This window comes from Micromonospora luteifusca, from assembly GCF_016907275.1.
Taxonomy (GTDB): Bacteria; Actinomycetota; Actinomycetes; order Mycobacteriales; family Micromonosporaceae; genus Micromonospora; species Micromonospora luteifusca.
On the sequence record NZ_JAFBBP010000001.1, the window covers coordinates 6,678,061 to 6,701,274 of the forward strand.

Consider the following 23,214-nt stretch of genomic DNA (forward strand, 5'->3'; position numbering starts at 1 on the left):
TCAGGAGGACAGCAGGTACCGGGCGAAACCCGTGTACCTGGCGAAGACGTCCGACTCCCAGCCGACATAGGCCGTGTAGTCGTGGATGTGCAGCAACACCCGGAAGGCGACCCACTCCTGCCACCGGTCAACTAGGTCGCGCCCGTACCCGTCGAGCAGCGCGGTGATCAGCCGCTGCCAGGCCGGGCGGTCACCACCGCGATACCACTGGAGCTCGACCAGCTCGCCCAGCACCCAACCGAGGTCGTACTCCCACGGGGCGGCGCAGAGGTCCTCACCGATCAGCGCGTCCGCCTCGGTGGGATCCGCCTCGGCGGGCACCAGCGAGCCGAGACCGGGTGCGCCGTGACACAACACGGCCGGCGCGGTCGCGATCCGCTCGGTGTACGCCCGGATCCGTCGCAGGGCGTCGACGCCGAGCCGGGGGAGCAGGAGAGACTCGGCGTACGCCGTCCTCGGCTGCGGCGACCGCCCGTCCAGCCAGGTGGTGAGCCGGGTGAACCCGCGCGGGCGGCTCGTGCCGACCCCCGCCGGTACGGGTTGGTCATGCAGGTGACGCAGGGCCCTGCCGAGCCCGTGCAGGATCGGCACGAGAGCGTCGTCCGGGCCGTCGCGGAGCAGTCGCCCGGCCACCGCGTGGTCGCCGCGCACGTGGTACGTCCGCGCGTCGCCGTCGGGCACACCGGCCACCCAGCGCACCGGACCCGGTGCGGGCAGCGCCACGACGACGTCGTCGACCGCCGGGACGAACGGTGTCGGCGCCAGCGTGCCGATGCTGCGTCGCCACTGGTAACCGCCGACCGGCAGTGGTCGGACCGTGGTGCGCAGCAGCTCGGTGCCGAAGTCGCGCCCCGCCGGTGCAATCGTCGCCACCGTCATGCCGCTGCCCCACCAGCCAGAACCGCCTCGACACCACCGAGCAGGCCCAGGCGACGCTCCTCGAGCCGGCGCAGGGCCTCCGGCAGCGGGGGGCACACCCAACCGTCGTCGCGGCCCGTGGTGAGGCTGCGCGCGGGCATCGGTGGTACGAGGGCGACGTTGCGCTGCTGCGCCAGCGTCGCCCAGTGTCGTTGGAACGCCGGGCTGTCCAGCCCGCCCGGCGGCAGCGCCGGCGCCAGGCCGATGGCCGCGCTGGTGCAGTGCAGCGTCAACAGGGCCGGGGAATCCGCGAGACCCAGAGCGAACCGGGCCACGAAGTGGAAGGTCGCCGGGTACACCAGGACGGCGTCGGCCCACTCGGCATGCTCGACGTGCCGGGCCCGCGTGCAGTCCTCCCACGCGTCGACGACCACCGGGTGATCGGTCCGCAGGGCGAGCGCGTCGCGGGTGACGAAGCGCAGGGCACTGCGGGTCGCCACCACGGCGACGTCGAGGTCGGCGTACGTGTCGCGGAGCCAGTTCAACCAGTTGGGCACGTTGCTGGCCGAGGCCGAGCCGGTGACCACGAGCAGCAGCCGTCGCAGGTGCAGCTCCGGCGCCTGGAGGAACTCCGGCGGGGGCGGGGCACTCATGGTGCCGTCTCCCCGAGGACGGTCTCCAGCTCGCCGAGGGTCCGCCGCGAACCGTACGTGGCGCACACACCGGACATGTTCAGCACGACCTCGTCGACGCCCGCCGCGACGAACTCCTTGATGCCCAGCGCCAGCTCGGCCGGGTCGCCGTAGAGGAAGGCACCCCCGTCGATCAGGGCCCGGCCGCTGGCTTGCGCGTCCGCGGCCACGTCCACGGAGATCCCCGACCGCTGCAACATGTCGCGGTAGTGCGGCAGACGCATGTGCCCGGAGTTGCTGGCCAGCGCCAAAGCGACGGGGTCACGGTCGGCCTGGCGCAGCGCCATCGGCACGACGGCGACCAGCCGTGGCGTGGGTCGTCCGGCCCGTTCGGCCCCCCGGCGTAGCGCCGGGAGCACGGTGTCGCGCAGGTACGCGGCGGGCGTGAGCCAGGTGATCGCCACGTCGGCGACCTCTCCGGCCAGCTCCGCCATCCGTGGCCGCAGCACGCCCAGGCCGATCTCCACGACCGGACGGGGGTAGCGGGCCAGCTGCATCCCGCAGTGGAAGTACTCCCCTTCGAGGTGCACCTCGCCGCGCTCCAACAGCGACCGCACGATTGTCGCGTACTCGCGTACCGCGCCGAGCTGGCTGCGGTACGGCGCGCCCAGCACCCCTCGTTGCAGGGCCGCCGCGCCGGGTCCGAAACCGGCCACGAACCGGTGACCGGTGGTGGCCGCCAGGGTCTGCGCCCGCAGGGCGGCGTCGTACGGGTGCAGGAACGGCATCAGGTTGACCGAGGTGCCCATCGGCACCCGGAAACCGCTGGCCGCGGCGTGGGCGAAGCTGACGTGGGTGTCGCCGACGTTGCCCTGGCCCTGCCAGAGACAGGACGCCGACCACTGGGTGAGCGCGGCGAACGGCAGGAGCTGTTCGGGACGCTGCGGCGCGAACGGCATCATGATCGAGTACGCGGTCATCAGTTCACTCCCGTCCCGACGAGCAACTGCCCCCGGACCAGGTCGGTGTAGTCAGGGCAGGTCTGCACCAGGTTGTCGTGCGACCCCTGACCGATCACCGCTCCGGCCTGCATGACCACGACGTGGTCGGCGTGGCGGATCGTGGAGATGCGGTGCGCGACCACGACCACCGCCCGGGTCGCGGCGATCTCGTCGATCAGGTCCCGGAGTCGCTGCTCGTTGATGCTGTCCAGATGCGACGACGGTTCGTCGAGGAGCACGAGTGGCGCCTCGCTGAGCAGGGCGCGGGCGATGGCGAGGCGCTGCCGCTGGCCGCCGGAGAGGTCCACACCACCGGCGAGCACCGTGTCCAGCCCGTCGGGCAGACGTCGGATGTCGTCGGCCAGGCCGACCCGGTGCAGCGCCGACATCAGGTCCCCGTCGGAGTACGCGCTGTCGCCGCGGCCCAGGGTCAGGTTGCGACGCACGGTGTCCTGCACCGAGCTGGAACCCTGGTCGACGAAGGCGATCCGGCCGCGCAGCTCGTCGAGCGACCACTGCCGGACGTCGTTGCCGAACACGCGGATGCTGCCGTCGGTGACGTCGGCGAAGCGCTGGATCAGCTCCATCGCGGTCGTCTTGCCGGCGCCGGAGAGACCCACCACGGCGGTGAGGCCCCGCGCCGGCACCTCGAACGACACGTCACGCAGGATCGGCTCCGTGCCGTAGCGGAACCCGACGTTGTCGAACCGCACCGCCGGCGCGGACGCCGCCGGGCTCTGCGGCGCCGGCAGCGCCTCGTCCGGACCGGCCTCCTGCGGCATCGCGAACAGGCCGGTGAAGCGGTCGCGGGCCACGGCGCCCATCTTCAGTGCCGTGACACCAGCCGCGATCATCATGAACGGGCCGGTGAGCTGGAGCAGGTAGAGCAGGAACGCGACGAAGTCGGCGAGGCTGAGCCCGCCCGCCACGACCCGGGCGCCACCGCCACTGACGACCGCGACCAGGGCGATCTGCTGCCCCAGGTTGACCACGGGGGTCATCAACGCCTCCATCCGCGCGGCGTCGATCTCCCGGCGGGCGACCGTGTCGGCCTGCCCCGCGAGATCCGCGGTCACGCTCGCCTCCGCCCGGTACGCCTTGATCACCTTGATCGAGTCGACCGCGGTGACGAAGCGCTGGGCGAGGGACCCGGTGGTCTCCTGCACGGCGGCGTAACTGCGCCGCAGGCGCCGCACCACGCCCACGATCAGAGCGGCGGCGACCAGGAACGCGGCGAGCGTCATCGCCAACAGCACCCAGTCGAGGAAACCCATGATCACCAGCGTGCCGACGGCCGTGAGACCGGCGATGGGCAGCTGGATCGGGCCGACGTCGATCAGCTTCTTGACCCGGGAGGTGTCCGCCGTGATGCGGCTGACGAGGTTGCCGCTGCCCTCCCGGCGTACGTCGGCGAGGGGCAGCCGCAGGACGTGGCCCATCGTGCGTACCCGCAACCGGCAGATCATCTGCTGACCGAGGCGGGACAACAGGAACGTGGCGAGCGCGTTGGACAGCGCCGCGCCGAGCCCGAAGACGATCAGCAGCACCGTCCATCGCTGGGTGCTGCCCTCGCCGAGGGCGGCGATCAGTTGGCCGACGGCCCACGGCAGGGCCAGGGTGCCCGCGGTGGAAACCAGCGCCAGCAGGCCGATCAACACCATGGTCGGCGGATTCGCCGTGACGAGGTCGCGCAGCAGACGCAGTGGGCGGTCCGGCTGGCGCTCGCCGGCGAGGACAGGAGTTCGCGAAGTACGCACGGGATTCTGCCTTTCGACTCGGTCAGTGGCCGACGAACTCGAGCAGGGTCCGGACCGCCGTGTCGGGTCCGCGCCAGGAGAGCCGGAGACCCGCGGCTCCGGCCAGTCGCTCGATGTCCTCGGCGGTACGGGTGGGCGCGGGCATCATCGAACGCAGCCGCAACTCGGAGCCGGCGCCGCCGACGGGCATGGCGATGTCGGCGACCAGTACCTTGCCGGTCGCCCCGGCCGCCTCGGCGCAACGCTTGAGGATCAGGATCGCGTCGTCGTCCGACCAGTCCGCGAGGATGGCGGAGAGCAGATAGACGTCGTGGCCCTCCGGCAGCGGGTCGAGGAAACTGCCTTCGACCGCGGTGCACCGGTCCGCCACCTCGCTGCGCGCGAAGCGCCGACCCGCCTCAGCCGACACGTTCTTCAGATCCAGCAACGTGCCGCGCAGGTGGGCGTGTGCCCGGACCAGGGCGAGGGTCAGGTTGCCCAGGTGACCGCCGACGTCGACGAAGCTCCGCACGCCGCCCCAGTCGTACCCGGACACGACGATGCCCGCGTCCCAGTGCAGGTCCATCCGGTCCGCAGCCTCACCCTGCTCCCGCCACTCGGCGACGAAGGCCGGGTCGTTGTTGACGGCATCCCAGTAGTCGCGGCCGAACTCGGCCACGTAGCCGGGCCGTCCGGTGCGTACGGTGTGGTCGAGCCGCAGCAGGGACAGGCCGCTGCTGCCGAACATCCCGTCGTTGCGCAACATCGCGCGCACGCTCTGCGGGTGGTCGGAACGCAGCGGCTCGGCGAGGGCGGTGAGGGCGTACCCGCCGTTCTCGTCGCGGTCGAGCAACTCGATGTCCACCAGGTAGCGGAGCAGCATGTCGGTCACGTCGGGGGCCGATCCCGCCCGGCGGGCGATCTCGTCGGCGGTGGTCGCCCCCGCCGCGACGTGGTCCGCGATGCCGAGCGTCGCGGCCGCTCGCACGGCTGCCGGGACCAGAAGGTCGGTCATGGTCAACAGTTGCTGGAAGGGCGGGATCTCGGTCATCGTTGGTACCTCGCTGTCAGGTGGGGTGGCCGAGCGGTGGGCCGAACGGGGCCGTACGGCCCACCGCTCGGGGGCCTGCCGTGTTTCAGCAGCCGTCGTCGACGGTCTTCGAGATGATCTGGCTGGCCATGAAGCTGACGGCCGCCGAGGCGGCGCAGGCCGGGGTGGTGGCCGGGGCGTCCGAGACAGCCGAAACCTCGATGTCCTCGGCGGTGCTGTAGGTCTCGTAGCCAGCCAGCAGCTCTTCGATGTTGCTCGCCTTGTCCTGCACTTTCTCTCCTTCGTGAATCGGTTTTCAGGAACGTCCGCCGCGCCGGCGGACGGGATCGGGAGGTGCGCTCAGCAGGTCGCCTCGTAGGTGACCGAGGTCAGGAAGCTGACGGCGGCGCTGGCGCAGTACCAGGTGGTGGCCGGGGCGTCCGCGACGGCCGAGACGTCCAGCTCGTCGGTGTCGCCGAGGTAGGTCTCGTAGCTCGCCACGAGGTCGACGATGTTGTCGCTCTTGGTGAGGTCCGTGGGCATTTCGATCTCCTTCGTGGTGGGAAGCACTGAGCTCCAGACTGGGAACGCCCCGTCGACGCCCCCAGCAAGAGAGCTCAGGTCTTCTGTCATCGGTACGGGTCAGGCCGGCAGGTTGCGGGCCGGGTTCTTGGGGTCGATGTGTGCCGCGATGAAGTGCTCGACGACGGTGGGCTCGACCTGCCTCAGGTCGTCACCGGCCTCGACCAGGGCGGCGGACAGAACGGTGGCGCGGTGCTGCCCGAAGCTGAGCCCCTGGCGACCGGCCTTGGCGTCCTTGGGTTCCCAGGCCGCCCCGACCCCCGGCGCCACCCGGTCGACGAAGGCCGACGTCTCGTGTTCCAGACCGGGCAGGTCCTGCGCCACCCGGGCCAGGTCGTCGGCGACGTGCGCCCAGTCGTCGGTGAGGTAGACGACGATGGCGTCGCGGCGCGGGTACAACTCGCGCGCTGACAACACCTTCGCCCGGTACGGCACCTCCCGGTCCTCAAGGTGGTTCAGGATCGTGGCCCACGCGCCGACGGCGTGCTCGGCGTCGCGGAGGTGGAAGTAGATCCGCAGGAAGTCCCGGTCGTTGGCGCGCTGCCGGGAGCCGTCGACCAGGAAGAATCCTGGTGACAGGGCGGCCCGCCACGGTGGTACGCCCAGCTTCACCGGCTCACCGGGAGCGGACCCGGTCGTGGTGAGTGCCTCCACGGGAACCCAGATCCGCAGGCCCTCGCGCTCGACCAGGATCCGGGCGCGGCCGGCGGGGTCATGTTGGACCGCCGAGCGGGCGACGGCCCGTACCTCGATCTGTCGGTGTGGAACCGCGGCGATGAACCGCTCTTCGAGCGCGTCGTCCCGCAACCGGGTGGGCACCTGCCCGTCCGGCTGCCCGGAGTGCAGCACGTTGTAGATCGACTCCGCGAGCAGCCGACGCAGCTCCCGGGGATAGTCGGCCTTGACCTCCTGGCCGCCGACGACCGCGGTGGTCCGGTCCGCCGACACGCGGATCTGCCTGATCGCGTCGCGCACCGCGGGGGAGAGTTCCCCCGTCACGGGCTGGGCTTGCAGTGTCATCGGTCTCCTCCGAAGCCGAGGGTGGTGGCGAACTTCTCCGGGTTGACCAGGGCGGCACGTCCGACTCCGGCGGCGGCGCGCTGGATGGCGGACAGCCGCGCGGAGGACAACGCGCCGGCGATCAGACGGTCGAGCAGGTGCCAGCCGGCGAAAGCCGTCGCGCGGACCGCCAGGCCGTCGTCGACCTCCGGTCGAACCTCGCGGTACGCGCGCCAGAACTCGTGCACCAGCGGAAGCAGGCGGCGCATCTTGTCGACCCCGCGTCGCAGCACCAGCTCGTGGGTGAACTCGGTGTCCAGGAAGGCGTCGTCACCCCGGTTGGTCACGAGGTCCAGGACCGACCGGTAGATCCACTCGCCGGCGAACGCCCCGACGTCACGGGCCGGATCGGCGAGCCGGAACTCCTCCCAGTCGGTGAGGAACAGCCCAACCGGTCCGATCAGCAACTGGTCGACCCGCAGGTCGCAGTGGGACGGCACCTTCGGCGCCCGCTCCTCGGCGTCCCGCAGGCGCCGGACGGCAGCGATCAGCTCGGGGTCGTTCTGCAGAAGCCGCCAGGCTTCGATCTCACCGGCGCTGGAGCGCAGGAACATCGACAGCGGCAGCCCCTCCAAAAGGCCGACCGGCGGAAATCCTGGGGTCGTGTCGTCGAGCTCGACGGTGGCCGCGGGCGGGGTGGAGTGCAGGTGCCCGATCGCCCGGCCCACCTGGTACGCGTGCTCCAGCGTGAAGGTTTCGTCGACCATGAGCGTCGCGCCGTTGACCGCGTCGTCGATGCGCTCGAATACGACGATGAAGTTTTCCTCGTCACTGCCGATGAATTGCGGCCAGTGCACATTCTCGAAAGAGGCGTCCGCCGCGTACTTCTCGAAGTCGAGCAGGCGGCGCATACGGCCATGGGTGTCGCCAGCCCGGCCGGTGAGCCGTTTGACGAAGACGTCCCGACCATTCTCGGTAACACCGGCCCACGCGTCGTTCCGCCCGATCGGCGAGGTGACAGTCTCGCGGACGAAGGGCCCAACGCCCAGCTCCAGCAGCAGCCGGTCGACCTCGGGAGCCAGATCCAAATTGATCGGCATTACCTGCTTCGTGACCACTCTTATCACCTCCAACAATTCTCACACGGACACGACTAGCTAAGGGGACCGTGTTCGTCTTGAATGGTTCCGGTGGCACCGGAACTGTCTTTCCGTTACCCCTCGGCTCCCTTTCGGGTGGTGCTCCGTGCGGTGTGATGAAAGATAACCATGGCGGGCTGAGGCGAGACAAGACGCGAATCCGCAGCCATATAAAAACTGTTTCTGCGACCGGCTGTCGGTATGTCCGATCTGCACGGACGTCGGCGCGCCGGCCGTCCTGCCGATGCGGCTTTCCGGGCCGGGTACGGACGCGTGTGCCCAGCTCAGGGCGGGAAAATGGTGCACCGCTGCGGTCCCCGGCAGGGACCGGCCGGACTCAAAATTTCTCAAGTGGACATCCGGTCGTAACCGGGAACAGCAGAGCCCCGGTTGGGCTCCGGACGACCGGAGCCCAACCGGGGCTCGAAGGAGTGCTGCGGGGTCAGCCGCAGGTGACGCGGACGAACGTGAAGCCGAAGCGGTTCGGTACGCGGTAGACGTCGACGTTGCCCTCGCTGCCGACGTAGGAGCCGAGCAGCGGCACGTCAGGATGGTCCGGGCAGATCGGGCCGGCCGCCACCACACTCGCCCGGGCGGTGCCACCGTGCGTGGCAGTGGGGACGGGTGCGGCAAGTGCGACCGGTGCGGCAAGTGCGACGGCGGTCGCGGCGAGCGCGGCGACACGGTTCAGAGGGGACATCGGTTCTCCTTTTGCGACAGGGCGGCCGGGGGACGCGGACGCCGGGATGGAAGCCGGACGGCGCAGGCGACGGCAGGCAGGTGCTGTGCCATGGTCAAGGTCTACGACTTCGGGGGTCACCCCCGGCACCCCAGATCGAAGAATTGAACGCCACGATCGGCCGGGGCTGCTCCTACCGCCGGCCCCATCGTGGCGCGGCAACTGTGCCCCGTTCAGTCGGAGGGGAGTGGGTGCGGTTCGAATCTCTGCCCTCGTCGGAGCTGCCAGGAAGCGGTGGGCAACGCCGCGATGAAGCCAGCTATCAGCCCTAGCTGACCCGCGAACCAGAACGCCGGGCTGTCGGGAAGCAAGGGTGGTTCCGGAAAGACCACGCGATGCGCGAGCGTCAGCCAAACGAACAGCGCCAACTCGAAGATGGTGATGGTCAGCAGTTCGACCTTGACGACGGTCGACAGTGCGCGCCAGACCTTCGTCACGCTGCGGCCGGGGCCGCCGAAGTACCGAAAGAGAACAGCTATCGTCACCGCCGTCAGATAGTCGCCGGCGTAGTCGACCCACAGTGTCTCCTGGGCCGGGTCGACTTGGACGACGTACAAGGCGACCTCGGCGACGATGAAACCGAGAGCGCAATGGGCACCGCAACGGGACACGTGGGTGACGAGAATGCCCCGCGGGGGTCTTCGGGGCTGACCCTCCTGCCGCCGTCGAGAGAATGCCTCGGGCCTACCCCAGTTCCAGTAGAGGCGGACGGCTGCCGGACCGATGTAGAGGACGGTCACCAGCCAGACGAGCTCCATGACCCGGACCGGCTGACGGTGTCCGCGAAGATAGGTGTCGGCAACGACGATCGCAAAGCTGACGACTCCGACCGTGAGCGACACCCATGAGAGCGCCACGAGCCAGGTTGGGTGCATTCCCGCCCCTTCCGCACGCCGGGCGCCGGCGCCTCCCGCTATGGAACGTGGAGGGGGCTCGCTGGCCGCTGTCGACGGCCGAGGGCACTTCGCAGTCTTTCATGCCACACTCGGCCACACCGGGAGATTGGGCGTTCCCGCCGGCCGCTGCACTACGGTTCGAGAATGACGAATGCCCCTCGGGAAGCCGAAGCGCGCGTCGGTCCGATCGGCGCGCTGCTCAGCCGACTCATGTTCCTGGCGATCTGCCTGCCCGGACCGGTCCTGCTGGCCACCGCTGTGACGCTGGGCGCATCGCGATCGCCCACGGATTTCTGGGGCCTCCTCGCCGGTGGCGTACTGGCGACGATCGTCGGTGTCGGGTTCGGCGTCTTCGGTTGGCGGCTGGTTGCCCGCTCGCGCCGCGATGCGCGCCGGCTGACCGCCGCTGGCGTCGCCGCGACGGCGGAGATTCTCGCGGTGGCGAACCACCTCGGCGGAGAGGACCCTGGCCTGGAACTCCGCCTGCGCATCAGCGGGCCCGGATTCGCCACGTTCGAGGCAGACACGATCCGCGCGGACGACCCGGCCCTCGTGCCCGGCGCGTTGCTGGCCGTCGTCGTGGACCCCGCCAACCGCCTCTTTGCGATCGTCTAGGCCTGAGTCACCCACGGACCCTCCCGCGTACGGGTAGGGGACTCCCTCGGTGCGGGGATTCGCCGGTCGTGCCGTTCGGGCAGCGTGATCGGGGCAGGGGCCGACGTTCACCACCGATACGGAGAATCCGCCGTGACTCGACCACCACGTCCGCAGACCGAGACCGTCAGCGCAGTTCCGGCACCCTCTACGCCCTCACCACCGCCGTGGGCCCGGCGAGCCGGTCACGTGGCGTGGATCGCCCCCGTGCTGGGGTTCATTCCGCTGCACATTCCATGGATCCTCGGTGTTCCGATGTTCGCCAACGCCGGGCCGTTCGACGAGTGGTACCACGGTCGCGGGCCCGGTGTCGGCGATCATCCGGTCGACGGTGTCCTGGGCATACCGGCCGGCGCGTTCTATCTGGGCCTGCTGTGCGTCCTCGCCGCGCTCGGTGGGGTCTTGGCGCTCGGACTCATCAGTGACTGGGGAGTGGTCTTCCCCCGGTGGGTGCCGTGGCTGCACGGCCGTCGAGTGCCACCGTGGTTGCCGCTGACACCAACGGTGTTGGGATCCGCCCTGATGATCGGCTATTCGGCGACCCTGCCCTGGCAGTTCGCAGCCGACCTGTCGGAGGCCAGCGCGCAGGACATCTTCACCCCGACGGGTGTCCTGATCGGTCTGCCGCTGCTCCTGGCCTGGACGGTCGCGTTGCCCCTGGCAGGCTGGTCCTACTACCGCCGCACCCGTCTGGTCACGCACTAGTTGGCGAAGTCGACGCCGGTGAGCGAGACGGCCCGGTACGCGGCGAGGCGTTCGGCTTGGTCGGTGATGGCCCGGCGCGTGGGGCCCGGCAGCTTGCGCCAGGGCTGGACGGCGACCGTGAACGTGTTGCCGGCCTTGCGGGGGCGCCAGGTGCCGACCAGTTCGCCGTCGACCAGGACGGCGCCGGGGCGACCCAGCACCGGCCACAGCTCCTTGGCGTGGGCGGCGTCGGGCACCAGGGTTGCCCGGTCCTTGGCCTGGAGGAACAGGTCGAACGGGCCGAGGAGGCGGGTCGACCGGCCGTCGGCCGACTCCAGCGCCTCCTCGTCGGCGGCCAGCAGCGAGCGCACTTCCCGGTCGACGGTCACCTCGACCACGTCGTCGGGCCAGAGCGCCTTCACGTCCTTGACCGGGGCGTCGAGATAGTCGGCCACCTGTTTCGGGGTGGCCGGGCCGAGCAGGCGAAGGTACGCGCGGATGAGGTCGAATCTGTCACCCGGGGCGGCCGTCCTCCTGAACCCGGTGATGCGCTGGAGGACCGGAGGCGAGGTGTCGAGCTGCAACTCCAGCCCGGCCCGCGTTGTGGCCAACCGGAACGGCATCTCGTAGACGTGAGTGGCGTTGCACGGCCGGCAGGACCGCAGATATGGCTCGGGCAGCACCGTGGCCAGGCGGCCCGAGGCGTCTCCCTTGACCGTCGGCTTGCTCACGATGGTCCGCAAATGGCCAGCCACCTCGTCGAGGGCGGCGAGGTTGCCGATGCCGGCCGCCTTCAACGGCTTGGAGGCGTCGTAGATGCGTTTGCCCGCGTCGGCGTCGGAGAAGGGCTCGACCGCGGCCACCACTTTCCCGACGTCGGCCCGGCGGTAGAGGTGGGGGGCGCCACGGATGGTCCAGAGCAGGATCAGATCCGTGGCGGACAACGCGGTCACATCGACCCCGCGTACCGCCAGCGCCCACCGGGCACCGTCCGGTCCGGTGTTCTGCACCCCGATGTCCAGGACGGCGGTGTCGGCGAGCGTGCCGTGATCCCGGTCGAGCTGCTGGGCCCGGACGCGGAAGTTCATCACCTGGTGCCGATCAACCATGCCTGCACCCTAGTCAGCGACACCCCGCAGCCATCGGCGGGCGCGAGCGTCGTGTCGGTCTACCACCTCACGCTGGCTTGACCTTGACACCGTGGCAAGGTCTTCAGTGGGGCGATGAGGTGGTTCCGATGACCATGCCGAGAAACGGCACGAACACGATGCGGGCTCTCCAGGGGCTGGAGAACGCCGACTCGTCGGTGCGGCTGCGAGCAGCGCTGGCGGTCGGCACGACCCCTGATCCGCTGTCGATCGACAAGCTCATCGAGCGTTGTGCGATCGAGCCGGATTTCCATGTGCGCGAAATGCTCACCTGGGCACTCATCCGTCACCCATCGGCGTTGACAGTTCCCAAGCTGATCGACGAACTTCGGTCGGAGCGTACGCAGGCGCGAAGCCAGGCGTTGCATACGCTGTCCAAGATCGGGGATCGGCAGGCGTGGCCGACCATTACCCGGGCGCTTCTGACCGACGCCGACGACGAGGTGGCACGGAGCGCCTGGCGAGCAGCGGTCGTCCTCGTTCCGGACGGCGCGGAGCCCACCCTGGCCGGAGTGTTGTCGACACAGTTCGGGCGGGGCGAGCGTGGAATGCAGTTGAGCCTGAGCCGAGCGCTGATCGCACTCGGTGAGGTGATCGTGCCGACCCTGCGCGCGGCGAAGACGGATCTTGACCCCCACGTGCGCGCGCACGCGATCGCCACAGAACGGCTGCTGGTCGACCCGGACGCCGGCTTCGAGTTCGCGATCGAGGAGGCGAAGCGCGTCGTGGCTCTCGGCGGAATCGGTGCGGACGGGTGATGGGCAGTGTTGATCGGTGAGGTGGCACGACGGTCCGGGGTCAGCGCGCGGATGCTCAGGCACTACGAATCGCTCGGCCTGGTGCGGCCAACCGGCCGTACCGGGGCCGGCTATCGGGAGTATTCCGGCGAGGACCTCCGGCTGATCTTCCAGGTCGAGAGCCTGCGGTCACTGGGACTGTCGCTACGTGAGGTCCGGCGCGCGCTCGATGATCCCGCCTTCACACCCTCGGGGCTCGTCGATGACCTGGTCAGCCAGACGCGAAGACGGATCGCGGGTGAGATGGAGTTGCTCACGCGACTCCGTCGGATCGGTGCGGCGCAACCGGCCGACTGGGAGGACGTCCTCCAGATCGTCGCACTCCTGCAGGCGTTGGGGTCGGAGAGCGCGGGGAAGCGCCAGCGCGCGGCCCTGTCCTCGGTCGACGAGGCTCCGGTGCCGGTGGAGGCGCTGGTCGAGGCGGCGCTGAATGAGACGGACCCGAACGTCGCCGGGGCACTTCGGTGGGCTCTGGCGCAATCGGGCGACGACGGGTTGGCGCTGCTGGCGGAGGGCCTCGGCTCACCAGTGGCCGAGGTGCGGCGACGGGCCGTTCAGTCCATCGCCGAGATCCCGACCGCGACCGCGACCGCACTGCTGCAGGACGCCCTCGCGAACCCCGACATCGTGGTTCGCCGGTATGCGGCCCTGACGCTCGGGCCACGTGGAGTGGCCGACGCGGTGCCGACGCTCATCGACGTGGTCGTCGAGGAGACGAATGACGTCGATGCGGCCGACGCGTTGAGCGCGCTGGCGAGTGATCCCGCGTTGGCGGAGCAGATCGCGATCAGGCTCGTCGACCGCCTCGCCCAGGGGTCCGTCGAGTCGTCCGTCCGGCGTCGGCTGGCGCAGGCGTTGGCGGACATTCCGGGACACGCGGCCGCGCGCGCCCTCGTCGACCTGGCACAGGACGACGACCGGGCGGTCGCGCTCACGGCGACCTACATTCTCCAGGTGCGCGCAGACTCTGCATCCTGAACGGCCCCCTCGCCCTAGCCCGGGGGCCGTCCGTTCGGTCAGGGGGCGAGCGTGAACCGGGTCCAGGTGCTCGCGTCCGTGGTGAGGAGAAAGTGGTCCGGCTCGCCGGTCGACCCGTCGTCGCTGCCGAAGAGCCAGGCGTACCCGGGTGCCACGCTGACCGAGCCGACGAGCGGACCGTACTCCCGGGCGAGGGTGAAATGCCTTCCGTCGTCCCGGCTGACCAGGAGCCGCGCGGGGCGGTTGGATCCGGTGCGTTCACCCGCGGTGATCGCGAGGAGCGATCCGTCCGATCCCAGCGTGAGGTCCCAGTGATACTGCTCCGGTAGCTCCGCGCCCGTGTCCGTCCACGTCTTCGCGCCGTCCGTGGTCCTCGACAGCCGCGTCGAGCCGCCCGCCGTCGACGTCAGCACGTACCCCTCCCGGTCGTCGAGCCCCACCACCGCCACCACGTTCGCGTCGCCCCCCATCTCCCAACTGGTCCAGGTCGCGCCCCGGTCGGCACTGCGGGCGGCCGTCGCGCCCGGGCTACTACCGATCTGGTACGCCGCCCAGATGGTGCCGTCCGTGCCCGGATAGAGGCTGAACAGTGCACGCCACGAGGGTCCGCTGGCGGTGAGCCGATACACGGTTCCGTTCGACGGATCCACCGCCAGTGGCTCCGACAGCGCCCCGCAGCCGAACCCACAGAAAACCGGCCGGGCCGTCGCCGGGAACGCGGGTACGGCGACGATCGCGGTCTCCCCGTCCCGCCAGGTGCGGCCGTAGTCGGTGGAGAGGCGCAGCACCCCGGTGTCGCTGACCAGGTAGGACCGGTCACTGAGCACGGAGAACTTGATGCGGCTGTCCACCGTGCCGGTGGAGCTGGCCGCACATCTGGTGCCGTGGAACTGGGCCGCGTCCCAGTCCGACCAGCTTCGGCCGCGATCGCCGGTGTACGAGAACCGCAGGACGCAGCCTTCCTGCCGCACGTCGACTCCGGACTCGGGCCCGGTCAGCGTGAAGTCGCCGGAGTGCGCGGGCGGCGGGTCCGCCAGGGCCGGCGGGTCCGCCCGGTCCGGACCGACGACCAGCGGTACGACCGCCAGCCCGGCCACAGCGACCAGTGCGGTCGCCACCATCGCGACCGAGCGGTGTCGGCGGGACCGGGCGGCGGTTCGCAGCTCGTCCAGGGGCGGCTTCCGGACGGCCTCGGTGATGGTGTCGACGTCGAATCCAGAGAACTCACGACCGGACATCGATGCTCCCGGGTTGCATAGTGTCGGAGGTGTCGGAGGTGTCGGCGAGCAGGGCTGCCAGGGCGTGCCGCCCCCGGGACAGCCGGGACTTCACCGTCCCCGCTGACACGCCCAACGTGGCGGCTATCTCGTCCACCGGCAGGTCGACGAGATAGTGCAGAGCCAGCGCGTGCCGCTGCCCCTCCGGCAGCACGCGCAGCGCGGCGAGCAGGGCGAGGTGCTCGGGTGAGTGATCGGCGACGGCCGGCGGCGGGCCGATGCGGCGCAGCAGCCCGTCGAGCACCCGGCGGCGCCGGAACCGGCTGCGCGCCCAGTTCACGGCGACCCGGCGCAGCCACGCCTCCGGGTTCTTCAGCCCGGCGAAGCGTCCGGGCGACACGAGTGCCCGGGTGAACGCCTCCTGGACCGCCTCCTGCGCCTCGGCCAGGTCACCGGTCACCGCGTACAGCTGGACCACCAGGCGTCGGAAACAGCTGGCGTAGAGCTCGGAGATCAGATCACCGTCGGACACCGTCACCTCCCTTCTCCATGACACCCACCAACGGGCCGGGCAGAAGGTTCCGGTGGCCGGCCACAATAATCCGAACGCGATTCGTTGGGCGCTGTAGGCGCATCGGACGTTCTATCGCGAACCGGGCGCATGGGGCGTGCCTACCGCATAGCGTCACGGTGGTGGCGGCGCCCCGCCGCGGCGGCGCGCTGGCGATCACGCCCACCCGAAAGGACCGGACATGGACCGTGTCGACAGTGTGCTCCTGCCGGAGCTGGACGGGCCGGTGCCGGCGACGCTGCCCAGCACGCTGGGCCTGCTGAGTCTGGCTCTGGGCATCGGTGCGCTGGTCGCGCCTGGTCCCCTCGCGCGACTGACCGGGGTGGACGACTCCGCAGCGGCGCGCATGGTGATCCCGGCCGTCGGCCTGCGCGAGTTGGGCAGCGCCGCCGGCCTGCTCAGCGGCCGACGCCCGGCCGGCTGGGCGTGGAGCCGGGTGGCCGGCGACGCCATGGACCTGACCCTGCTCGGCCGAGCCCTCGCCGACCGCAGCGGTGAACGACGTCACCGGCTGACCCTGACCACCGCCCTGATCGCCGGCGTCACCGCCGTCGACGTCTTCGCCGCCGTACGGATCCGGCGTGCCCAACAGGCCCGGGCGCGAATGATCCGGATGAACATCGGGGTGACCGTGAACCGGTCACCCGCCGAGGCGTACCGGTTCTGGCGGGACATGGAGAACCTGCCCCGGTTCATGGCGCACCTGGAGTCGGTACGCGCCGACGACCTACGCCGCTCGCACTGGATCGCCCGCGGCCCGGCCGGTCACCGCGTCGAGTGGGACGCCGAGATCATCGACGACCAGCCGAACAAGTCGATCACCTGGCGTTCGCTGCCGGGCGCACGGGTGCCCAACGCGGGGCGCGTCCGGTTCGTGCCCGCCCCCGGTGACCGGGGCACCGAGGTCCGGGTGGAGCTGCGCTACGCCCCGCCCGCCGGCGCGCTCGGCCGGGCGGTGGCGAAGCTCTTCGGCGAGGAACCCGAGCAGCAGGTCCGTGACGACCTGCGCCGGTTCAAGCAGGTGCTGGAGACCGGTGAGGTGGTCCGGTCCGAGGGCAGCCCCAACGGCATCTCCGTGCGCCAGCAGGCCATGCAGCGTCCCGCCCAGCCGCTGCCGGCGTCCCGCCGCTGACCGCCCCAGCTTCGAAAGGGACCGAGAATGAAGGCCACTGCCTGGATGGGCACCGACAGCGTCAAGGTGATCGACGTACCCGACCCGAAGATCATGAATGCCCGGGACGCGATCGTCCGGATCAGCACCACCGCGATCTGCGGCTCCGACCTGCACCTCTACCACGGCTACATCCCCGCGATGCGAAAGGGCGACATCCTCGGCCACGAGTTCATGGGTGAGGTGGTGGAGGTGGGCCCGCAGGTGCGCAACCTCAAGCCCGGTGACCGGGTGGTGGTGCCCTTCCCGATCTCCTGCGGGCACTGCTCGTCCTGCCAGCGCGGCCTCTACTCGGTCTGCGAGAACTCCAACCCCAACGCCGGCATCGCCGAGAAGATCATGGGCCACTCGCCGGCCGGCATCTTCGGCTACTCCCACCTGCTCGGCGGGTACGCGGGCGGTCAGGCCGAGTACGCCCGGGTGCCGTTCGCCGACGTCGGCCCGCTCAAGGTTCCCGATGATGTCCGCGACGACCAGGCGGTCATGCTCGCCGACGTGTTCCCGACCGGCTACATGGGCGCCGAGATGTGCGACATCAAACCCGGGCAGGTGATCGCCGTCTGGGGTGCCGGGCCGGTCGGGCTGTTCGCCGCCGCCAGCGCCCGGCTGCTCGGAGCGGAACGGGTGATCGTCATCGACCGGTTCCCGTACCGGCTGCGGCTGGCCGAGGAACACCTCGGCGCCGAGACGATCAACTATGAACAGGCTGACGTACTGGACACGCTCAACGAGATGACCGCCGGCCGGGGGCCCGACGCGTGCATCGACGCGGTCGGCCTGGAAAGCCACCACGGCAACACCGCGATGTACGCGTACGACCGGGCCAAGCAGGTCGCTCGGGTCGAGACGGAACGGCCGTTCGCGCTGCGCCAGGCGATCCTCGCCTGCCGCTCGGGAGGAGTGGTCTCGGTCGTCGGCGCGTACGGCGGTTTCGTCGACAAGTTCCCCATGGGCGCGTTCATGAACCGCTCGCTGATCATGCGGACGGGTCAGTGCCACGTCCAGCGCTACACCCGGCCGCTGCTGGAACGGATCCAGCGCGGCGAGATCGACCCGAGCTTCATCGTCAGCCACCGGATGCCGCTGCGCGACGCCCCGAAGGGGTACAAGATCTTCCAGAAGAAGCAGGACGACTGTACGAAGGTGCTGCTCACCGTCTGAGGGGCCGACCCGCCAGCATTCGGTCCGCGCCTCCCGCCTGCCGGGACAGTGGCGATGATCGACTCCGGATCGGCGACATGGCGGTATCCGCTCGCCGGGTCACCGCCATGTCGCTGATCCTGGTTGATCTCTGCCCGGCACGCGCCGGTGTCGGCGTCGTGCCCGCTAACGTGTCGCCATGCATGGTGGTGGTGGCACATCGGTGCCCGTGACGGCAGATCTCATTGTTCGGCTGCGACCGGTCGCCGAGCCCGACCTGGCGATGTTCCGCCGGCTCTGCGTCGAGCCGGAGCTGATCGGGCTGGACTGGGCCGGCTTCCGCGACGCTGAGGCGCCGGCTCGGCGGTTCGCCGTCGACGGCTATCTCGGCGAGGACGACGGGCGCCTCATCGTCGAGGTGGAACAGGAAGGTGCCGCTGCCGCAGCCGGTCTCGTCAGCTACACGTCCGGGCGCTATGCCGGGCGGGCGTCGTACTGGGAGGTCGGGATCGTCCTGTTGCCGCCGTGGCGCGGGCGTGGCATCGGCTGGCGTGCGCAGGCGCTGCTCTGCGACTACCTGTTCCACCACACCCCGGCGCAGCGCATCCAGGCCGGCACCCACCCGGAGAACGTGGCCGAGCAGCGGGCGCTGGAGAAGGCCGGCTTCCAGCTTGAGGGGATCGTGCGGGCCAGCGAGTTTCGGGCTGGCCAGTGGCGCGACGGCTACCTCTACAGCCGGTTGCGCGACGACCCGTCCCCCTGGGCTGCGGCGACGGGAGGCTAGCGCGGGCGGACTCCCGGCTCCACCGTCAGGGTCCCCGCCGCGGCGTCGATCGCGGCCCGCGCGCCGAGCGGCACGGTGAGCTGCCCGTCGCCATGCCCCAGCCGTAGCCCGCCCAGCACCGGCACGCCGAGGTCGTACAGGCGGTCCTTCAGCACCGCCGCCGCGTCCCACTCACCCGGCTCACCGACGCTGTTGGTGATCTGACCGATGACCACCCCGGCGACCCGGGACAGCACGCCCACCCGGCGTAGCTCGGTCAGCATCATGTCGATGCTGTACGGAGCCTCGTCGACATCCTCGAAGAACAGGATCGCGCCGTCGAACTTCGGGGCGTCCTCCGCACCGAGCGAGGTGGAGATCAAGGTGAGGCAGCCGCCGAGCAAGGGGCCCGATGCGCGGCCCGGCACCAGCACGGGGGCCGCTGTCTCGGCCGGGTCCCTGGCGATCGTCACCGGTGCGGTGGTCATCACCGCCCGACGCAGCGCCTCGGCCGACTCAGGGCCGGTGCGATCGTCGGACCAGTTGACCATGGGGCCGTAGAAGGTGACCAGGCCGGTGTCGCGCCAGAGCTTGCCGTGGATGCTGGTGATGTCGCTGAACCCCACGACCACCCGGGGGTCCCGGCGCAGAACGGAAACGTCGATCTGATCGACGATCCGCTGCGTGCCGTAACCGCCACGGGCGGCGAACACGGCACGGATACCCGGGTCGGTGAGCGCGGCGTTCAGGTCGGCCAGCCGTTCCGCGTCGGTGCCGGCCAGGTAGCCGTACCTGGTGAAGACGTGCCTGCCCAGCTCGACCTCCAGGCCCCAGCTGCGCAGGATCTCGATGCCACGGGCCATGTTCGTGGGGTCGGGCGTGCTGCCGGGCGACACGACCCGGACCCGGTCACCGGGCGCCAGCGCCGGTGCCCGCAGGACGCGCTTCGCGGCACCCGGCGGCGCGGCCTGCGCGGCCTCGGCCTGACCGACCAGCACCGCACCACCGGCGGCCGCCGCTCCCATCCGCAGCATGTGTCGACGGGACAGGGGCACCCGCGCAGAACCCTGAGTCGAGGCTGGGTCTGTTCCAGAAGTGGCCACCGGCGTCCCCTCATCATGATCAGACGATGTCCGAGCTGCCACAGCCTACGACAATCATCAATGTCATGCGGGGTCCACAAGGGACAGCGTTCAGCGCGCTGTCCCCGTGTCAGCGGCGGGCTTCCCGCACGGCCCGACCTGGCTCAGCCGGCAACCTGAGTGACCTGACCGTTTTGTGAGGACCCGCCCGCCGATCGCGGGAAGTCCGGGTCAGCGTGCGACCCGTTTGTGGCCAGGGAGCGTGGGAACTCGCCCCGTTCGTCCGCAGGCAGGCCTGACGGCATGTCGAGGAGACCGAAGGAGCGGAGCATGGAGTACGAGCAGATGATCGCCACGGTACGACAGCGCGCTGGCCTCGGTGAGAACGAGGCCGTGCGGTCCGTACAGGCCGTCCTGTCGGTGCTCGGTGAACGGCTCGCCGGCCAGGAGGCCGACCACCTGGCGGCACAGCTACCGGAGCGGTTGAACGGGTCCGTCACTCGCAATCCGGAGGGCCGCCGGTGGGACGTTGGCGAGTTCCTGAAGAACGTCGGGAACCGCGAGCAGGTCGCGAACGCGGACCAGGTGCGTCAACACGCCCAGGCGGTGTTGCGTACCGTCGCCGAGGCGCTCGATGACGACGAGCGACACGACCTGCTCGCCCAGCTTCCCGGCGGCATCACCGATCTCTTCGGTGTGCCCACGCCGCGAGGCTGAGCCCCGCGAGGATCCCCGGGTCGTCGAGCCCGGCGTTCGGGTCGACCAGGGCGACCCGGGCGCTCACGGGATGGGCCACTCGTGCACGGGCCGGTTGCTGTGCATCAGGTCGACGTAGTGGCGGACCACCTCGCGCAGCGCCTCCGGCCGGTCCAGGTGGTCGGCGGACTCCAGCCGGTGCAGCGTCTCCACCTGCCACGTCGCGCCGTTGCGGCTGGTCAGGCAGCGCTGCTCGATGACGCCGAGCAGCCGGTCGCGCTCGCCCGGGTCGAGCCCCCACCGGTCCAGGCCGTGCTGCGCCAGCGGCAACAGCCGGCGCAGCACCAGCTCGGTGACCGGCAGATAGCCCAGGCCGGGCCAGAACACCTGCGCGTCGATGCCATGCCGGGCGCAGCTGGTGAAGTTCTCCTCGGCGGCGCTGAACGACATCTGCGACCACAGTGGCCGGTCCGACTCGGCGAGGGCGCGGACCAACCCGAAGTAGAAGGCGCCGTTGGCGATGGTGTCCAACACGGTCGGGCCGGCCGGCAGCACCCGGTTCTCCACCCGCAGGTGCGGTCGGCCGCGCGACACGTCGTACACCGGGCGGTTCCACCGGTAGATGGTGCCGTTGTGCAGGCGCAGCTCGGCGAGGTTGGGCACTTCACCGGCCGCGAGGGCCTGCGTCGGGTCCTCCGGGTCGCAGACCGGCAGCAGCGCCGGGAAGTAGCGCACGTTCTCCTCGAACAGGTCGAACACGCTGGTGATCCACCGTTCGCCGAACCAGACTCTGGGGCGTACCCCCTGGGCTTTGATCTCTTCCGACCGGGTGTCGGTGGCCTGCTGGAACAGCGGGATGCGGGTTTCGCGCCACAGCTCCCGCCCGAAGAACAGCGGCGAGTTCGCCCCGACCGCGACCTGGATGCCGGCGACCGCCTGGGCGGCGTTCCAGTAGTCGGCGAACTGGACCGGGCTGACCTGCAGGTGGAACTGCGTGCTGGTGCAGGCCGCCTCCGGGGTGATCGTGTCGGCGGTGACCGCCAACCGTTCCACGCCGCTGATGGCGATCGGCAGATCCTCGCCGCGCGCCGCGAAGATCTGCTCGTTGAGCAGCCTGTAGCGGGGGTTGGCCGAGAGCGTCTCGGCGGTCAGGTGCTCGGGGCGCAGCGTCGGCAGGATGCCGATCATGACCATGTGCGCGCCGATCGCCCGGGCCTTCACCTCGGCGGCGTTGAGGCTGGCCCGCACGTACTCCTCGAAGTCGGCGGTGCCGGTGCCGGTCAGCCGGCGCGGTGGCACATTGATCTCGATGTTGAACTGGCCCAGCTCGGTCTGGAAACTCTCATCGGCGATGGCCGCCAGCACGTCGACGTTGCGCATCGCCGGGTTCGACGCCTCGTCGACCAGATTCAGCTCGATCTCGACGCCGGTCATCGGCCGGTCGACGTCGAAACGCGACTCGCGCAGCATCTCGGCGAAGACGTCCAGGCAGCGGCGGACCTTGTCGCGATAGCGGGCCCGATCCTCCCGGCTGAAGGTGCGTACGCCGACGTCCTCGCCCATGGTCACCACCCTGTCACCGCTGGTCCCCCTAACCTCGCACGTGATCGGCGGGTGGGGAAGACCCGATGACCCATTCCTACCCAGCTGCGGGTCCCGATAGCCCAGCCGGCCGACCCGGATAGCATTGCGACCCGAGAGGTGGTGGCGTGCGGATGCGCGAGAAGGTGACCCGGTTGTTCGTCGCGGCGGCGATCGCCGAGGCCTGCTCCTGGCTGGCCCTGCTGGTCGGCATGCTGGTCAAGTACGGCCCGCCGGACAACGAACTGGGCGTGAAGATCTTCGGGCCGATCCATGGCGGCCTGTTCATCGCGTACGTCCTGCTGACGCTGGCCGTGGCCCGACTGCACCGGTGGAGCCTGCTGGCCACGGCGGTGGCCCTGGCCAGTGCGGTGCCCCCGTTCGCCACCCTGGCCTACGAGCGTTGGGCCCGTCGTCGGGGGATGCTCGGCGTCGACCGCCAACCAGCCCGCGAGCCCGCCCCGGTCGGCTGACCCGCCAACCGGGGCAGACCCGCTAACCGACCCGGTGCGGGTCAGGTCAGGTCAGCGCGGCGCAGGCCGTGATGCCGGCCAGCAGCAGCGCGCCCAGGAACGCCCGCAGCAGCAGCGGCGGCCCGAGATGCGACCAGAGCGTCGCGGTACGCGGGGTCAACAGCTGCCCGGTGGTGAGGTTGACGATCCGCTCGATGCGGGGCGGCAACTCCGGGTCCCCTTGCGGGCGCAGGGTGAGCTGCACCTGGTCCGCCGGGTGCAGGGCGCTCTGCGGCAGGTGACCGTGCAGCTCCACCTCGCAGAGCTGACCGGCGGTGTTGCGCAGCCGCACCGGCGTGACCAGATATTCCGGACCCTGCTTCAGCTGCTTCCAGCGTCGACGCGTGCCGCCACCGCCGAAGGAGAAGAGCGAGCGCAGCAGCAGGGCGGGTAGCCGGGCGATCGCCGCCGCGGCGAGCACCGCCACCAGCACCGGCTGCCCGATGCGTACCTCGCGGGTGTAGCCGTCGAGCAGGCGGACCAGCCGCCCGGTGACGATCCGTTCCGTCGGGTGCACGATCCGTCGGGTATCGAGTCCGCTGTCCATCCCCACCACCGAGAGTCCGCATGTGTTCACAGATCGTATCGACGTCCTGGGTTGAACGACG

At 70.4% G+C, this 23,214-nt stretch carries 26 protein-coding genes; 9 read left to right on the forward strand and 17 right to left on the reverse strand.

Annotation, left to right across the window (positions count from 1 at the left end):
* The 11 genes from JOD64_RS30190 to JOD64_RS30240 form a co-directional block, all read right to left on the reverse strand.
* Positions 1-879, reverse strand: a complete 879-nt coding sequence (locus JOD64_RS30190; RefSeq protein WP_204945379.1) for a phosphotransferase family protein — start codon at positions 877-879, stop codon at positions 1-3.
* A complete protein-coding gene (locus JOD64_RS30195) occupies positions 876-1,511 on the reverse strand; it encodes a flavoprotein (RefSeq protein WP_204945380.1) in 636 nt (211 codons plus the stop codon). The genes JOD64_RS30190 and JOD64_RS30195 overlap by 4 nt, the downstream gene beginning before the upstream one ends.
* On the reverse strand, positions 1,508-2,470 hold the full coding sequence (locus JOD64_RS30200; protein ID WP_204945381.1) for an LLM class flavin-dependent oxidoreductase: 963 nt from the start codon (positions 2,468-2,470) through the stop codon (positions 1,508-1,510). Before JOD64_RS30200 ends, JOD64_RS30195 begins: the two co-directional genes overlap by 4 nt.
* Positions 2,470-4,248, reverse strand: coding sequence for an ABC transporter ATP-binding protein (locus JOD64_RS30205; RefSeq protein ID WP_204945382.1), 1,779 nt, complete (start codon positions 4,246-4,248; stop codon positions 2,470-2,472). Before JOD64_RS30205 ends, JOD64_RS30200 begins: the two co-directional genes overlap by 1 nt.
* A 22-nt stretch (positions 4,249-4,270) precedes the next feature.
* Positions 4,271-5,278, reverse strand: a complete 1,008-nt coding sequence (locus JOD64_RS30210) for a methyltransferase (RefSeq protein WP_204945383.1) — start codon at positions 5,276-5,278, stop codon at positions 4,271-4,273.
* Positions 5,279-5,363: 85 nt separating this feature from the next.
* A complete protein-coding gene (locus tag JOD64_RS30215) occupies positions 5,364-5,549 on the reverse strand; it encodes an LxmA leader domain family RiPP (protein ID WP_184186624.1) in 186 nt (61 codons plus the stop codon).
* 68 nt (positions 5,550-5,617) lie between these two features.
* Complete coding sequence (locus tag JOD64_RS30220) at positions 5,618-5,800, reverse strand: hypothetical protein (RefSeq protein ID WP_204945384.1); 183 nt, start codon at positions 5,798-5,800, stop codon at positions 5,618-5,620.
* Between the two features lie 99 nt (positions 5,801-5,899).
* Positions 5,900-6,859, reverse strand: coding sequence for a T3SS effector HopA1 family protein (locus JOD64_RS30225; RefSeq protein WP_204945385.1), 960 nt, complete (start codon positions 6,857-6,859; stop codon positions 5,900-5,902).
* Positions 6,856-7,956, reverse strand: coding sequence for a class V lanthionine synthetase subunit LxmK (lxmK, locus tag JOD64_RS30230; protein WP_204945386.1), 1,101 nt, complete (start codon positions 7,954-7,956; stop codon positions 6,856-6,858). Before lxmK ends, JOD64_RS30225 begins: the two co-directional genes overlap by 4 nt.
* A 463-nt stretch (positions 7,957-8,419) precedes the next feature.
* On the reverse strand, positions 8,420-8,677 hold the full coding sequence (locus JOD64_RS30235) for a hypothetical protein (protein WP_204945387.1): 258 nt from the start codon (positions 8,675-8,677) through the stop codon (positions 8,420-8,422).
* Positions 8,678-8,889: 212 nt separating this feature from the next.
* Positions 8,890-9,474 (reverse strand): DUF4396 domain-containing protein, encoded by a 585-nt coding sequence (locus JOD64_RS30240; RefSeq protein ID WP_204945388.1) that lies wholly within the window; start codon positions 9,472-9,474, stop codon positions 8,890-8,892.
* 282 nt (positions 9,475-9,756) lie between these two features.
* Between JOD64_RS30240 and JOD64_RS30245 the strand changes: the two genes are divergently transcribed.
* A complete protein-coding gene (locus JOD64_RS30245; RefSeq protein WP_204945389.1) occupies positions 9,757-10,227 on the forward strand; it encodes a hypothetical protein in 471 nt (156 codons plus the stop codon).
* Between the two features lie 246 nt (positions 10,228-10,473).
* Complete coding sequence (locus tag JOD64_RS30250) at positions 10,474-10,971, forward strand: hypothetical protein (protein ID WP_204945390.1); 498 nt, start codon at positions 10,474-10,476, stop codon at positions 10,969-10,971.
* Here the strand turns inward: JOD64_RS30250 and JOD64_RS30255 are convergent.
* Complete coding sequence (locus tag JOD64_RS30255) at positions 10,968-12,059, reverse strand: winged helix DNA-binding domain-containing protein (protein WP_204945391.1); 1,092 nt, start codon at positions 12,057-12,059, stop codon at positions 10,968-10,970. The two genes, JOD64_RS30250 and JOD64_RS30255, sit on opposite strands and share 4 nt — an antisense overlap.
* A 134-nt stretch (positions 12,060-12,193) precedes the next feature.
* Here JOD64_RS30255 and JOD64_RS30260 point away from each other — a divergent pair, with 134 nt between their 5' ends.
* Positions 12,194-12,856, forward strand: coding sequence for a HEAT repeat domain-containing protein (locus JOD64_RS30260; RefSeq protein WP_204946328.1), 663 nt, complete (start codon positions 12,194-12,196; stop codon positions 12,854-12,856).
* A 6-nt stretch (positions 12,857-12,862) separates the two neighbouring features.
* Positions 12,863-13,873 (forward strand): HEAT repeat domain-containing protein, encoded by a 1,011-nt coding sequence (locus JOD64_RS30265; protein ID WP_204945392.1) that lies wholly within the window; start codon positions 12,863-12,865, stop codon positions 13,871-13,873.
* A gap of 38 nt (positions 13,874-13,911) precedes the next feature.
* On the opposite strand, the gene JOD64_RS30270 is transcribed toward JOD64_RS30265, so the two are convergent.
* Together JOD64_RS30270 and JOD64_RS30275 are read right to left on the reverse strand one after the other, a co-directional pair.
* Positions 13,912-15,111 carry a WD40/YVTN/BNR-like repeat-containing protein gene (locus JOD64_RS30270; protein WP_204945393.1) on the reverse strand — a complete coding sequence of 400 codons (1,200 nt, stop codon included), beginning with the start codon at positions 15,109-15,111 and terminating at the stop codon, positions 13,912-13,914.
* Positions 15,098-15,622 carry an RNA polymerase sigma factor gene (locus JOD64_RS30275; RefSeq protein WP_204945394.1) on the reverse strand — a complete coding sequence of 175 codons (525 nt, stop codon included), beginning with the start codon at positions 15,620-15,622 and terminating at the stop codon, positions 15,098-15,100. Before JOD64_RS30275 ends, JOD64_RS30270 begins: the two co-directional genes overlap by 14 nt.
* Before the next feature lie 220 nt (positions 15,623-15,842).
* On the opposite strand from JOD64_RS30275, the gene JOD64_RS30280 reads away from it, so the two are divergent.
* From JOD64_RS30280 to JOD64_RS30290, 3 genes are all read left to right on the forward strand, one after another.
* Positions 15,843-16,793: an SRPBCC family protein gene (locus JOD64_RS30280; protein ID WP_204945395.1), complete on the forward strand. Its 951-nt coding sequence runs from the start codon at positions 15,843-15,845 to the stop codon at positions 16,791-16,793.
* Positions 16,794-16,820: 27 nt separating this feature from the next.
* Positions 16,821-17,993, forward strand: a complete 1,173-nt coding sequence (locus JOD64_RS30285; protein WP_204945396.1) for a zinc-dependent alcohol dehydrogenase — start codon at positions 16,821-16,823, stop codon at positions 17,991-17,993.
* Positions 17,994-18,201: 208 nt separating this feature from the next.
* The gene (locus JOD64_RS30290) at positions 18,202-18,756 is read left to right on the forward strand and encodes a GNAT family N-acetyltransferase (RefSeq protein ID WP_307813820.1); all 555 of its coding nucleotides are present in this window, start codon (positions 18,202-18,204) and stop codon (positions 18,754-18,756) included.
* Here JOD64_RS30290 and JOD64_RS30295 read toward each other — a convergent pair.
* A complete protein-coding gene (locus JOD64_RS30295; protein ID WP_239559729.1) occupies positions 18,753-19,769 on the reverse strand; it encodes a S66 peptidase family protein in 1,017 nt (338 codons plus the stop codon). The two genes, JOD64_RS30290 and JOD64_RS30295, sit on opposite strands and share 4 nt — an antisense overlap.
* Positions 19,770-20,147: 378 nt before the next feature.
* Here JOD64_RS30295 and JOD64_RS30300 point away from each other — a divergent pair, with 378 nt between their 5' ends.
* On the forward strand, positions 20,148-20,534 hold the full coding sequence (locus tag JOD64_RS30300; RefSeq protein ID WP_204945398.1) for a DUF2267 domain-containing protein: 387 nt from the start codon (positions 20,148-20,150) through the stop codon (positions 20,532-20,534).
* Positions 20,535-20,597: 63 nt separating this feature from the next.
* Here JOD64_RS30300 and JOD64_RS30305 read toward each other — a convergent pair whose 3' ends face one another.
* Entirely contained in the window at positions 20,598-22,076 is a 1,479-nt protein-coding gene (locus tag JOD64_RS30305) for a glutamate-cysteine ligase family protein (RefSeq protein WP_204945399.1), read from the reverse strand.
* Positions 22,077-22,228: 152 nt separating this feature from the next.
* On the opposite strand from JOD64_RS30305, the gene JOD64_RS30310 reads away from it, so the two are divergent.
* Positions 22,229-22,567 (forward strand): DUF3817 domain-containing protein, encoded by a 339-nt coding sequence (locus JOD64_RS30310; protein WP_204946330.1) that lies wholly within the window; start codon positions 22,229-22,231, stop codon positions 22,565-22,567.
* 46 nt (positions 22,568-22,613) lie between these two features.
* Here the strand turns inward: JOD64_RS30310 and JOD64_RS30315 are convergent, their stop codons facing one another.
* A complete protein-coding gene (locus JOD64_RS30315) occupies positions 22,614-23,162 on the reverse strand; it encodes a hypothetical protein (protein ID WP_204946331.1) in 549 nt (182 codons plus the stop codon).
* Positions 23,163-23,214: the final 52 nt, after the last annotated feature.